The organism is Proteus hauseri (assembly GCF_004116975.1).
GTDB classification, from domain to species: Bacteria; Pseudomonadota; Gammaproteobacteria; order Enterobacterales; family Enterobacteriaceae; genus Proteus; species Proteus hauseri.
In genome coordinates this window covers 3,275,724-3,288,228 of the sequence record NZ_CP026364.1, presented here as the reverse complement: position 1 = coordinate 3,288,228, position 12,505 = coordinate 3,275,724, and the positions used below count along the sequence as shown (strand labels likewise).

At 34.8% G+C, this 12,505-nt stretch carries 13 protein-coding genes; 7 read left to right on the top strand and 6 right to left on the bottom strand.

The genetic code is table 11. From position 1 onward, the window contains the following. Positions 1-204 precede the first annotated feature (204 nt). Positions 205-498: a hypothetical protein gene (locus PH4a_RS15050; protein WP_129040854.1), complete on the top strand. Its 294-nt coding sequence runs from the start codon at positions 205-207 to the stop codon at positions 496-498. Positions 499-820: 322 nt separating this feature from the next. Here the strand turns inward: PH4a_RS15050 and tehA are convergent, their stop codons facing one another. Beyond that, positions 821-1,819 carry a dicarboxylate transporter/tellurite-resistance protein TehA gene (tehA, locus tag PH4a_RS15045; protein WP_129040852.1) on the bottom strand — a complete coding sequence of 333 codons (999 nt, stop codon included), beginning with the start codon at positions 1,817-1,819 and terminating at the stop codon, positions 821-823. Positions 1,820-2,045: 226 nt separating this feature from the next. Between tehA and osmB the strand changes: the two genes are divergently transcribed. From osmB to PH4a_RS15025, 4 genes are all read left to right on the top strand, one after another. Beyond that, complete coding sequence (gene osmB, locus PH4a_RS15040; RefSeq protein ID WP_064719868.1) at positions 2,046-2,267, top strand: osmotically-inducible lipoprotein OsmB; 222 nt, start codon at positions 2,046-2,048, stop codon at positions 2,265-2,267. A 424-nt stretch (positions 2,268-2,691) separates the two neighbouring features. Further along, on the top strand, positions 2,692-3,441 hold the full coding sequence (gene ydfG / locus PH4a_RS15035; RefSeq protein ID WP_129040850.1) for a bifunctional NADP-dependent 3-hydroxy acid dehydrogenase/3-hydroxypropionate dehydrogenase YdfG: 750 nt from the start codon (positions 2,692-2,694) through the stop codon (positions 3,439-3,441). Positions 3,442-3,542: 101 nt separating this feature from the next. Next, the gene (locus PH4a_RS15030; protein WP_129040848.1) at positions 3,543-3,899 is read left to right on the top strand and encodes a DUF1283 family protein; all 357 of its coding nucleotides are present in this window, start codon (positions 3,543-3,545) and stop codon (positions 3,897-3,899) included. Between the two features lie 51 nt (positions 3,900-3,950). Then, positions 3,951-4,187 carry a DUF1161 domain-containing protein gene (locus PH4a_RS15025; RefSeq protein ID WP_064719865.1) on the top strand — a complete coding sequence of 79 codons (237 nt, stop codon included), beginning with the start codon at positions 3,951-3,953 and terminating at the stop codon, positions 4,185-4,187. 333 nt (positions 4,188-4,520) lie between these two features. On the opposite strand, the gene bioD is transcribed toward PH4a_RS15025, so the two are convergent. The 3 genes from bioD to PH4a_RS15010 all read right to left on the bottom strand — a co-directional run bounded on the left by bioD (position 4,521) and on the right by PH4a_RS15010 (position 7,644). After that, positions 4,521-5,192: a dethiobiotin synthase gene (gene bioD, locus PH4a_RS15020; protein WP_064719864.1), complete on the bottom strand. Its 672-nt coding sequence runs from the start codon at positions 5,190-5,192 to the stop codon at positions 4,521-4,523. Between the two features lie 197 nt (positions 5,193-5,389). After that, the gene (mlc, locus tag PH4a_RS15015) at positions 5,390-6,601 is read right to left on the bottom strand and encodes a sugar metabolism global transcriptional regulator Mlc (protein WP_129040846.1); all 1,212 of its coding nucleotides are present in this window, start codon (positions 6,599-6,601) and stop codon (positions 5,390-5,392) included. A 128-nt stretch (positions 6,602-6,729) separates the two neighbouring features. Further along, positions 6,730-7,644 (bottom strand): LysR family transcriptional regulator, encoded by a 915-nt coding sequence (locus PH4a_RS15010; protein ID WP_129040844.1) that lies wholly within the window; start codon positions 7,642-7,644, stop codon positions 6,730-6,732. Positions 7,645-7,771: 127 nt separating this feature from the next. Here PH4a_RS15010 and PH4a_RS15005 point away from each other — a divergent pair, with 127 nt between their 5' ends. Beyond that, positions 7,772-9,046, top strand: coding sequence for an MFS transporter (locus tag PH4a_RS15005; RefSeq protein WP_129040842.1), 1,275 nt, complete (start codon positions 7,772-7,774; stop codon positions 9,044-9,046). A gap of 455 nt (positions 9,047-9,501) precedes the next feature. Further along, positions 9,502-10,431, top strand: a complete 930-nt coding sequence (gene tus, locus PH4a_RS15000) for a DNA replication terminus site-binding protein (protein WP_129040840.1) — start codon at positions 9,502-9,504, stop codon at positions 10,429-10,431. A gap of 42 nt (positions 10,432-10,473) precedes the next feature. Here tus and PH4a_RS14995 read toward each other — a convergent pair whose 3' ends face one another. Then, positions 10,474-10,833 carry a hypothetical protein gene (locus PH4a_RS14995; protein ID WP_129040838.1) on the bottom strand — a complete coding sequence of 120 codons (360 nt, stop codon included), beginning with the start codon at positions 10,831-10,833 and terminating at the stop codon, positions 10,474-10,476. A gap of 93 nt (positions 10,834-10,926) precedes the next feature. After that, positions 10,927-12,321: a class II fumarate hydratase gene (fumC, locus tag PH4a_RS14990; protein ID WP_129040836.1), complete on the bottom strand. Its 1,395-nt coding sequence runs from the start codon at positions 12,319-12,321 to the stop codon at positions 10,927-10,929. Between the last annotated feature and the right edge of the window lie 184 nt (positions 12,322-12,505).

The following is a 12,505-nucleotide window of genomic DNA, read 5'->3' as shown; positions in this document are numbered from 1 at the left end:
TATCCCTTAAGATAATAGTAATTAAAGATATATCTTTATGTATAAAAATAATTAAAAATAGCTAGATTACATGTTTTTTATTTGATTAAAATAAAAAGAATAATATAATTTAACAATCTTCCTATTATTAAATAAGCAATTTCAATTAAAGAAAAATAAATAGTGTTATCATTTTAAATTATTATATGGCAAGGAAAAGTAGAAATGAAAAATAATATGATCTCGTTTACTGCAGCATTATGTTGGCTAAGTTTTTGGCTCGGTTCTATCCTTGTGGGAGCATCTTGGCTATTTGCAAAATTACAAGATAAAGTGTTTTTAAATGGCTGGGATAAAGGAATATTGGAAATAACATCACCGGATAGTACTGTCGCCCTCATGCTATCTATAGGTGTAATGATGGTGGCTTTAGGACTGATATATGTACCTTTATATTACTCAGCGGTATTCGTCGGAAATACAATCGCTATTCTAAGTAGAAAGCCGATTCGAATTTAGTTTTTCTGCTCTTTTTTTAATTTACAGATAATTATTCTGCTAACAGCTCTTTATTTAAGGTATAAATAAAGAGCTAAGTATTATTTGAAAATATTAATTTATATCTTGTACTTTAAAAATACGAACATAAATATTAGATTATTTATTCAACATAATTAATTTATTCAATATTAGATGTATTTGAAAGATGTCTCCCCTTTCCTTTTTAAAAATATGGATATTATGGGTGTTGTGTCTTGTTATTGCCTTTCTTAGGATGAACATCGTGAAAGCCTAAAGTTCGATAATTATGTTTAGGCTTTTTTAATTAATTGAGATTTTATCACTCTATTTCTACAGTTGTTTTCTGAACGAAAAACAGCTGTTTTATACCTTTAAAAACCCATATCAATGATCCCAAAATAAGCAATATGATCATTAGATTTGCAAAGAAAAATAATGAAATTGATAGCATTTTCACAAATATACTTTCTGATGCTATGCTGATATTTAATGAGGATTTAGTCAGTGCAGAAACCCCAAAAGAAAAGCTCCAAAAAGAAAGTGAAAATGGTTGTTTAAAAAACCAAGGTACCAAGCGCAGCATAAACAAAAGTTGCAACAGTCCATAGCCTAATAACATTTTGGCAAAAAAATCGATATGGTTATTATTGATAGCTAAATAAGCACTGCAGGCAACAAATGCAGGCGCTAATTGAATTCCAAATGATAAACGTAATTTTTCATCCATCAAGCCATCACTTCTTATTCTTTTTAATATTGCAGGTTCTAAACTTAACCAAGAAAACACACCTGCACCAAAAAAGAGGATCCCCAAATCATTGAAACCAAATACTCCACATGCCATAGCACAGATGAAGTTATTAGCGACTGTAGGTAAATATAAAACGGGTGTTGTGGCTGCTTTAGGATATTCACCTTTCCACTGATAGCCAACTAACCAGCAGGCATAGAATAACTGTGCAATAGCCCCTACACTAAAAAGGATTAATGGCATAACAGAAAAATATGGATTTAATCCTATCGCAACTAAAACGGTCGTAGCAGGCAATAAACTAAAAAATCCGCCGGCGACAGGATGTTTTACCTCATCAATAATACTTTGTTTATTGCCGATGAATTTAATAATAAAAAACAATACTAAAACAAGCCAAATAGCACAACCAGTGCCAATAAACCCTTCGCCAATATAAGAAGGATAGCCATACTCTTGAGCTGCATATCGCCAAGCCATGCCTGTTCCAATCATACCCAACACAACACCAAAATAACCTGAGGTAAATTGTGCCGAAAGGGATTTTATTTTATTTATTAAGATCATATTGCTATTTTCACCCTAATTATGATTATAAAAATCAGTTACTAGACAAATCAATATCAAATAATAATACAATTTATCAAATTTATTTTGATAAAGCGCATTTAAAATATATGTTTAGTATTGTCATTTTAAGATTCTTTCACCCTTTGCTTCCCGATTATTCTGATGCCAGTAATAATACGATAGATATATCGTTATATTGTCCTTTGTTTTGGAGTTTATAAAAATGAATATCATGGCAAAAAAGTTGAGTTCACTTATCGTCGTTTTTGTAGTTCTTTTCTCTATAACTGGTTGCTCTAATATGAGCAAACGTGATCGTAATACAGCAATTGGTGCTGGTGCAGGCGCAGTGGGTGGCGCTATTTTAACTGACGGTAGCGCTTTAGGTACTATCGGTGGTGGTGTATTAGGTGGTGTTATCGGTCATCAAGTCGGTAAAAAATAACCCTATTTTCCATTTTTCTTGTGCTATGCTGGGTTTATATCACTATAAGCCCAGCATCGAACTATAAAATTAGGTAGAAACTATATAATTCATTTAGTGATTCACAATCCGTATTGTTGCAACATTACTCTTATGTTACTTCTGCTTTCTTTTATCGCCAACAATTGCTATCGTCGCGATAAGTTATCTCTTTATTATGATGATATTTTTACGCAGTAAATCTAGAGTTCATAAATATCAACTAAAAAACATATTTGTTTCCCAGTTAAAAACAGATCAATATCTTAATATTGAAGATAAAAATATTTTTCATTAGTAAAGAACCCTATTTTTAGACTGATTTATTGCAAAGCTTTTTTTTCAACTTGACTCTTTTTATCGATACCTTTCTACTTTCATTATTATAACGATTGAGGGTAATTAAATGATTATATTTATTACAGGTGCTTCTGCTGGTTTTGGTGAAGCTATCGCTCGACACTTTATTAGTCATGGTCATAAAGTCATTGGTACTGCGCGTCGTCTTGAAAAATTACAACATTTGCATAAAGAGCTTGGCGAGCAATTTTATCCTTTACAACTCGATGTTACTGATAAAAAAGCTGTGGCTGAAATCTATTCACATCTACCGGAAAAATGGCAATCTATAGATGTATTAGTTAATAACGCGGGTTTAGCGTTAGGCTTAAATACTGCTGATAAAGCCAGTCTTGATGATTGGGATACCATGATCGATACTAATAATAAAGGTCTAGTTCATGTCACTCGCGCAATTTTGCCTTTAATGGTAGAGAAAAACCAAGGTCACATTATTAATATTAGTTCAACCGCTGCATCTTGGCCTTATATGGGGGGAAATGTTTATGGTGCAACAAAGGCTTTTGTTAAACAATTTAGCTTAGGATTGCGCGCAGATCTTCAGGGCAAGAAAGTTCGTGTAACTGATATTGAGCCAGGCCTTGTGGGCGGTACAGAATTTTCATTAGTTCGCTTTAAAGGTGATGCCAATAAAGTTGAGCAAACTTATTCTGGTGCAAACGCATTAACACCAGAAGATATCGCAGAAGCCGTTTATTGGACGGCTACATTACCCGCTCATGTTAATATTAATACATTAGAAATGATGCCAGTAAGCCAGTCTTTTGCTGGATTAAGTGTTCATCGGCAAAACTAAGCGCACTGAAAATTCATTTTCTGTTAAGAAATCAGATATAATTATTAGTATAGAATAGTCATTGACACTGTAGCCGCATTTATTTTTAGAGGATATCAATCATGATAAGTATTTTTACCAAGAAAAAAGTAACTGGGACTTTATTGTTCCTCTCTTTATTCTTTGGTTTATCAGTGTCTTCTTTTTCTTCTGTTGCCTCAACAAATGTCACCATCAATGGCAATGGCTATGAAAACTCTTTAGATAAAGAGCAAGCGAGACAATTAAAAGAAGATTGGGATCAAAAACGAGACCTTCGTTCTCAAGTTAATGAGCGTGAAAAAATCGAATTTAATAAGCTAGATAAAGCAATTGATGAACGTGATGCATGTTTGAAAAGTGCCAATATCTATGCATATTGGGAATCAGAGACAAGACGCTGCTTAGATAGCAATACAGGCCGTCCAGTTAACCCATAAACTAAATCTGCGAAACAATGATGTTTTGCAATAAAACAAGGAGTGATTAATATGAAAAAATATCTATTTGCTGCCATGGTATCAATGTTTGCATTCGCACCATTAGCTGCTAATGCAGGTTGTGATGAAGTTGTTGATGCCATCCAACAAAAAATTGTAAACAATGGTGTACCTGCTGCTAACTTTACATTAGTTGTAGTAGAAAATGACCAAGTTGCACAGACTGAAGGTAAAGTCGTAGGTACTTGTGAAAATGACTCTAAAAAGATCATTTACACTCGTCATTAATCATTAAGATTTTTATGACTATATAAAATAACAAAGGGCGCAAATTTTCTTGCGCCCTTTTCAATAATTAAACCTATAGCGAACCTATTGATTCTAAATCTATTAATGCTTTCTGTGCATTGAAATTACAATTTGCTGTCATTTTATATAAGTTATATAAGCTAAAAAATAAAAACACCCAATGTGTTTCTTCATTAGGCGTTTAAAACGTAGCGAGTTATCGTAAAGTTCAGAGGAACAATTTACGCATACCTACCCAACTACTTATTTATAAATTCTTTATATCTAGTAATATGCTATTCAATATTATTGAATTTAGTCTTATCTATTAATTTAAGCTGGTTGAGCAATTTCTAGCTGACTTAAATCAAGATAACAAGAAAGGTCTCTTTCTTCAGGACGTAACAAATAAGGGATTTCACCAATTAGCGGCGCTTGAATATGCTGTGATAATCTTTCAACAATTTTCGCATAATAAGGTAACCCTGGGTTAATTCTATTAGCAACCCAACCAACTAATTTTAAGCCATCGTTTGCAATAGATTGTGCCGTTAAAATTGAGTGGTTAACACAACCAGGTTGAATACCAACAACCAATATAACAGGTATTTGCTCTTTAACGACCCATTCAGAATAAAAAGTTGTATCATCAAGCAAATAGCGCCAACCACCATTGCCTTCAATAACAACACATTCTGCTTTTTGGCTTAATTTATTTAATTCATTCGAAATCTGATTAAAATCAATTTCATTTTTACTTAAATAACAGTTCTCTAGCAAAATAGGATTAATTTCGTCGTAGCGAACTTCAACTGGTGAAGAGTTATGAATAATCTGTGCATCACGATTACGCTCGCCCTCTACCGTTTCATGTGATTCGGTTGCGATAGGTTTAAAACCCACTGCTGTTGACCCGCTGCGATTTAATGATTGAAGAAGTGCTCGGGTTACAACAGTTTTACCTACGTTGGTATCTGTCCCCGTAACAAACAAACGTGTTAACATATAATTTACTTCCGTTATGACAGATAAAATCAGGTTCACAAAAAATGACAGAGATTAGAGTTTAGGGTAACACCGTTTCTTGTGGCTTGAGATAGCTCAATTTTTTGGTTAATTGCTATAAAATAGAGAATTCAGTCATGATCAATTGTCATATTTACGGATATAAAACATTTTTCTTACGTTCTATTATGCTTATTTTATCCTTGCATTAATTCAATTAACAAAGAACCGTTATATAAAGCTTCTTTCACTAATGCAGCTGCAGGTAGCGTACCTTTATTACGAAGCTCAGTTTCTTCAATAATTAATGTCTGTGCATAACGAGGTAATACGTGATTTTGAATATTACGAAGAAGTAAGGGAAAGAATACTGACTTAGCTCGGCAAAGTGGCGAACCAATTAATATTTTATGAGGATTAAAGGTATTTACCATAACAGCAAGAATAAAACCTAAGCGATCAGCAACTAAGTTAATAATCTCTATTGCTTGTGTATCACCCACTAAAATAGCATCGCACAACGATTCAACAGTGATAGGATAACGGTTTAACAGCGAGTCTGGATTTTTTGTCGCTAAAAATTGCGCCTTTTTCAGCAAATAAGGAAGGGCTATTTCAGTTTCTAAACACCCTTTTGCACCGCAATAACAGCTATTTTGAGAGTCGATAACTTTTGTGTGGCCAATTTCTACTGCACTGTGACTATTAGAATGTAGCGTTCTTCCGCTGGTGATCACCCCAGCACCAACGATATCATCGATAACGATTTGTAAAACATCAGTTGTTTTTTTAGCTGCACCATAAAGTGATTCAGCCATTGTCCATGCGGTTACATTATGCTGTAAAAAAACAGAAACACCTGTTTTTTTATGGATTTGTTCAGCGAGAGGAATATCTTTAACACAATAATAAGGTGAACTATGAATAATACCGCTTATTGGATCAACAATTGCATTCATAGTGATACTAATTGCTGTTAAACGCTCAACATATGATTGATAACGTTCAAAAAATTCATCTATTGCACTTAAAAAATGATGTAGGAAATCTTCACTGTAACTTTTAGGAAAATCAAAGGTATCCTCAACGACTAAATGACTATCTAATTCGCGTAAGCTAAATAACAAATTACCGTCATTGATACGAATACAGAGAAAATGCCACCCGTTGCTCTCTAGTTTTAATCCAACAGCGGGCCTACCACGAAAACCTAGGCCAGAAAATTCTGTTTCATGAATAAGATGTGCTTCCACTAATTCCCGGGTAATTTTAGTAATACTTGCAGGTGCGAGCTCAGCTTTTTTAGAAAGGGAAATCCGAGAAATTGGACCATGCTCATCAATTAACCGGAAGACAGCGCCCAGATTAAATTGTTTTACGTGATCAATATGGCTAGGTTGGTTCCCCATTATATGTCATCCTTAATAGAAGCCTTAATTAATTCACAGCTCCAAATAAATCTTTTTATCGATTATGTCGCTAACTTGTGATTGTTGTACAATACTACATAAAAATCGGATCCTAAAACACAGGTGGATCAAGATTTTTGATAATCAAAGATATTTTTCAATAATAATTGTGTCAATCTATTTGCGGCAGCAGGAATTGTTCTTTGTTTATGAGAGACTAACCAAACCTCAGAAAATGCCTGAGAATTTGCAAAACGCAAGTAATGCACACCATCAACTTTCATCCGTGTAAATGATTCAGTTACAATTGATATTCCTAATCCTGCGGCAACTAATCCAAGAATAGTCATTGCTTCCCCAGCCTCTTGAGCTATTGTTGGTGTGATCCCCGATAAACTAAGTAGTTGAATTATTTCATCATAAAGCGCAGTACCGACATCACGTTCAAAAAAGACAAAGGGATATTGGCCAATATCATGAATATTCACGCCCGTTTCTTTATAAGCCAATAGAGGATGGCCTTCATACACAGCCAAAATAAAAGGTTCGCGAAACAATAGCTGGTGGTATAAGGTATCTGGCAACACCGTATTTCGCATAATACCTAAATCAATACGACCTGTGACCAACGGTGGAATTTGTTGTTTTGTATTCATTTGATGCATATGAATACCAACTTCAGGATAGTTTTCTCTAAATTGACGTAAACTTAATGTCACTAAATGCATAAACGGAGTAGTCGAAGTGAATCCTATCGAAATTTCCCCCAACTCACCTTTTTCCATTCGTGATGCTCGCATTGCGGCAGCATTAACTTGCGCTAAGACTTGATAAGACTCCTTTAAAAACATTTGTCCTGCGGGCGTTAAAGAAACTGAACGATTTGTTCTTTCAAGCAATCTCGCGCCAATTTCATTTTCAAGCGCTTGTATTTGTTGACTTAAAGGTGGCTGGGAAATATTTAATCGTTCAGCAGCCTTACCAAAATGTAGTTCTTCAGCTACAGCAATAAAATAACGCAAATGCCTAAGTTCAATATTCACAATCCCTCATCACACAATCAATGATACTTTAAAAGTATTATTCTTAATGATTAATATATTAGACAAAAAAATCAAATATTTCTAACATTGATACAAATCAAATTTAACTAATGGACGCTAAATTAATATGGATACTCAAGAAATAGGTAGAAAAAGCATAAAGCTAGATACCGATATACCACTAAATGCATTGAAAAAGTCCTCTCTCTCTGTTAATCCTAAACATTATATTCAGCGAGATGATGCACTTTATATAAAAGTGACGGTGTCATTTTTTATGGTGGGTCTAGCGACATTTGCCTTGCTCTATTTTGTTCAACCTATTTTGCCTGTGTTATCTGATGAATTTTCAATAAGCCCAGCAACAAGTAGCCTTGCCCTTTCATTATCCACTGCATTAATGGCATGTGGGCTATTAATTACAGGGCCTTTATCTGATGCTTTTGGTCGTAAAAATGTCATGGTGATCGCGCTTTTTTGTGCTGCATTTTTTACTTTATTAAGTGCCACCATGAATAGCTGGACAGGTATTTTGATCAGTCGTGCACTAGTTGGTCTTTCCTTAAGTGGCGTTGCTGCGGTAGCAATGACATATTTAAGTGAAGAAATTCATCCTGCTTATTTAGCGCTATCAATGGGTTTATATATTAGCGGTAATTCAATTGGTGGAATGAGCGGTCGGGTAATAACAGGAGTACTAAGTGATTATTATTCTTGGCGTTTATCTGTTGTTATTTTAGGAATTTTTGCCCTGTTAGCTGCAATTATATTTTGGAGAATATTACCGGCATCGCAGCATTTTAGGCCTTCAACATTAAAACCACGTAACTTACTTATCACCACTAAATTACATTTTAGAGATAAAGGTTTGCCTTTACTGTTTATTGAAGGCGGGTTATTAATGGGCGGTTTTGTCACTTTATTTAACTATATTGGTTATCGTTTATTAGATGCGCCTTATTCCTTAAGCCAAACTACTGTTGGTTTGATTTCTCTGGTTTATCTTAGTGGTACTTATAGTGCTTCTAAAGCTGGATTATTAACAACCAAATATGGTTTAGGCAAAGTGTTTATTGCCGGCATTACCATGATGTTAGTTGGAATACTTATTACATTAGTAGAATCATTACCTATCATTTTTATTGGGATGCTTATTCTTACCACAGGTTTTTTTGCTGCACATGCAGTCGCTAGTAGCTGGGTTGGACGTCGAGCTAAAAGAGGACGAGCTCAAGCATCATCGTTATATTTATTTACTTATTATGCAGGCTCTAGTTTAGCGGGCACTTTAGGTGGCGTATTTTGGGTTAACTTTGGTTGGCTTGGTGTAGGATTATTTATTGCATTTTTAATGTCAGCTGCACTATTAATTGCATTTCATCTGGATAAAGTGGCCCAATGATTCATCTAAAAGATAAATAGCGACTGATAATAGAATTGTTAATTTGCATTACTATTTTTAAATAGTAGACCATGTTCATATCTATAAGAATAACCGACATGCCTATTATCAAATTTTTTATCGCACGGCTCTCCTTTTGGTTTACTTATTTTTATCTAGTTTTAGAAGAAAACTGTCATTATCGAAACTGGGGCGTGACAAATGTATAGTAAAAAACGCTCACGCCAATAATTTGATGATAAAACAAACCAAAATAGAACTAAAAACAACCAAACAAGTAGAACCATAAGAAACATGATGAGAAAAATGCCCTTTTTACCTTATACTGTGTTTATATACAGTAATCGGCTTTTATTGCAATTTATCCCCTACTAAGCAATGTACTTAACTCTGTGGTTAATGTAATATTTAGAATTAAGACTAATTGTATGTTGTAACTAATAAAGGTAAGAATAATGAGTAAGTATGATTTGATAGCACAATTTAATCACTGTTTTAAACAATTGGAAAATGAGATAAATATTTTAAATCAACATCTTAAAACACTTACTTTATTACCTTCTGCTGTTTTCGAATTACCCGATGTGAGCAAAGATGAAGAACATGATGAAATCACGCAAATAACAGTATCTCCCTCTTATAATGAACAAGCACTTGAATTAGCCTTAAAAGTAATTGCGAATTTATTTATTTACGATAATGCCCCACATATTAGCAGCAAACGAGCAGTTCGTTTACCTGGCGCTCTTTGTTTTAGCACCAGTAATAGGGAATTTAAAGCGGTCGATGCCGTGGTTAAGCGTATTAATACACTTAAAAAGCAGTTGTCTTTAATTGTGACAAAAGAGTCTGGTATTTCTAAGGAAGAACGATTTGATTTTGTTCATAATCAATTAAAAGGATTAATTACATTAAATGCCTATCGTACCCTCACCCTACTTTCTGATCCTGATACTGTTCGTTTTGGTTGGGCAAATAAGAATATTATTAAGAATTTAACCCGCAATGAAATACTCGCTCAATTAGAAAAAAGTCGTGAAGCCAATCGCGCTGTTCCACCTTATACTAGCGAGCAATGGGCTGAACGACTTGATAAAGAGATTATTACTCTTTCTCAGCTGCCCGAAACTGCAAAATTAAAAATAAAACGACCAGTAAAAGTGCAACCTATTGCTAGAGTTTGGTATTCAGAAATTCAAAAGCAGGTTCAATATGCCTGTCCTCTACCTTTATTGGTATTTTACATCGATAAAGAGCAAGATTTTAAACCCGTTATTGGTGAGCTTTCTGATTACGATGTAGATAACATTCAAATCCGTCATCGCCCTAAAGCAAAAAGTTTAGAACTTATTATTCCGAGGATGCATTTATATCTTGAAAAATAGAGAGCCAATAGGCTCTTTCTATTTTGGTACTTATTGATATTATTATTTTACAATTAGCTTAATTGAACTGCCTTTAATAATAAGCAATAAATACTCGTGTAAATGAGTAAAATGGCTATCATCAATTTCTAAATTGATTGAAATTTTAATATCAGTCGTTAATAAAAAAATGACTTTTTCTCGACTTAATGTAATTTGCTTTATCGCATTAATTGTTTCGATATCAGATAAATGAGTCATAAACCCAATAGAATTATCAATATCTTCATCTTCTTCATCAAACCTTGAAAGAATTATAAAATGTTCAGGAGATACCGGGTCATCCCCTATTCCAATAATAGTGACATCGTCTTCAATGTAACAATTAACTTCCGTTGCCGTAAAAATAATGTCTTCATTCATATTTATTTATCCTAATATGATCTAAAAATCCCGCCATATTGACGGGATTGAGCATTTGAGCATTCATAGTTAACAAGAGGCTTTGCGCTCTTATTATTTCATGCTACCAACCATATCTTCTGGACGTACCCAGCTATCAAACTCTTCAGCAGTTAGGTAGTTCAGTTTCAATGCAGCTTCTTTCAGCGTTAAGCCTTCTTTATGCGCTTTTTTCGCAATTTCGGCGGCTTTATCGTAACCAATATGCGTATTTAGCGCAGTGACTAACATTAATGATTCATGCAGTAATTTATTGATACGTTCGCGGTTTGGTTCAATACCAATAGCACAGTGTTCATTAAAACTACGCATACCATCAGCAAGTAAACGAACTGATTGTAAGAAGTTATCAATAATCATTGGGCGATAAACGTTCAGTTCAAAGTTACCTGATGCACCACCAATATTGATTGCAACATCATTCCCCATGACTTGGGCACAAAGCATAGTTAATGCTTCACACTGAGTCGGGTTAACTTTACCTGGCATAATTGAACTACCTGGTTCGTTTTCTGGAATAGCGATTTCACCAATACCACAACGAGGGCCAGATGCTAACCAACGTACATCATTAGCAATCTTCATTAGCGAAGAGGCTAAGCCTTTTAATGCACCATGAGCATGAACTAATGCATCACACGTTGCTAATGCTTCAAATTTATTAGGTGCAGTCACAAATGGCTGACCTGATAATTCTGCGATACGTTTAGCAACACGAACAGCATACTCAGGATGTGTATTTAATCCTGTACCTACTGCTGTGCCGCCAAGCGCCAGTTCACAGACATGAGGAACAGAATTATCAATATGTTTAATGCTATTTTCTAGCATCATAGCCCAGCCAGAAATCTCCTGACCTAAAGTTAATGGCGTCGCATCTTGCAGGTGAGTACGGCCAATTTTAACAATATCGTGGAAAGCTTCTGCTTTCTCTTTGAATACTTTCAGCAGTGATTTTAGTTCAGGCAGCAAATCCTGACGTAATGCAATAACAGCAGCGACATGCATGGCTGTTGGGAACACATCATTCGAACTCTGACTTTTATTAACATCATCATTCGGATGGATTTTGCGTTCCATGCCACGGATACCACCAAGTATCTCACTACCACGGTTAGCTAACACTTCATTCATATTCATGTTTGATTGAGTGCCAGAACCGGTCTGCCAGATTGCTAAGGGGAATTCAGTTGGATGCTTACCAGCAAGAACTTCATCTGCGGCGACAATAATTGCATCAGCACGTTCTTTTGGTAATAAGCCTAAATCCATATTAACACCCGCCGCCGCCTTTTTAGTTAAAGCAAGCGCGTGGATAAGTGCAACAGGCATTTTTTCTACTGAAATACGGAAGTGTTCGAGAGAACGCTGCGTTTGTGCTCCCCATAACTGGTCAGCTGGTACTTCGATTTGCCCCATTGAGTCTTTTTCAATGCGAGTGGCTGCCATTTCAATCTCCTTAAGTACACAGAATAATTGATTAATCCCGAATCACTTTATAGTAAATAACTCGGATACAGTTATCATGCCATATATAGAATAATAAATATGAGAGCTAAAGCGAGCTTATGAAATTTATAACAGAATGAAATCTGTTGATTTTTTTGATGAAATACGATTAGCGTACTTATTT

Bases quoted from the DNA above. Each gene is read 5' to 3' on its own strand.
- fumC (WP_129040836.1), bottom strand. From the start codon at position 12,321: ATGGCAGCCACTCGCATTGAAAAAGACTCAATGGGGCAAATCGAAGTA.
- mlc (WP_129040846.1), bottom strand. From the start codon at position 6,601: ATGGGGAACCAACCTAGCCATATTGATCACGTAAAACAATTTAATCTG.
- PH4a_RS15050 (WP_129040854.1), top strand. From the start codon at position 205: ATGAAAAATAATATGATCTCGTTTACTGCAGCATTATGTTGGCTAAGT.
- PH4a_RS14995 (WP_129040838.1), bottom strand. From the start codon at position 10,833: ATGAATGAAGACATTATTTTTACGGCAACGGAAGTTAATTGTTACATT.
- tus (WP_129040840.1), top strand. From the start codon at position 9,502: ATGAGTAAGTATGATTTGATAGCACAATTTAATCACTGTTTTAAACAA.
- PH4a_RS15025 (WP_064719865.1), top strand. From the start codon at position 3,951: ATGAAAAAATATCTATTTGCTGCCATGGTATCAATGTTTGCATTCGCA.
- PH4a_RS15030 (WP_129040848.1), top strand. From the start codon at position 3,543: ATGATAAGTATTTTTACCAAGAAAAAAGTAACTGGGACTTTATTGTTC.
- tehA (WP_129040852.1), bottom strand. From the start codon at position 1,819: ATGATCTTAATAAATAAAATAAAATCCCTTTCGGCACAATTTACCTCA.
- osmB (WP_064719868.1), top strand. From the start codon at position 2,046: ATGAATATCATGGCAAAAAAGTTGAGTTCACTTATCGTCGTTTTTGTA.
- PH4a_RS15005 (WP_129040842.1), top strand. From the start codon at position 7,772: ATGGATACTCAAGAAATAGGTAGAAAAAGCATAAAGCTAGATACCGAT.
- bioD (WP_064719864.1), bottom strand. From the start codon at position 5,192: ATGTTAACACGTTTGTTTGTTACGGGGACAGATACCAACGTAGGTAAA.
- ydfG (WP_129040850.1), top strand. From the start codon at position 2,692: ATGATTATATTTATTACAGGTGCTTCTGCTGGTTTTGGTGAAGCTATC.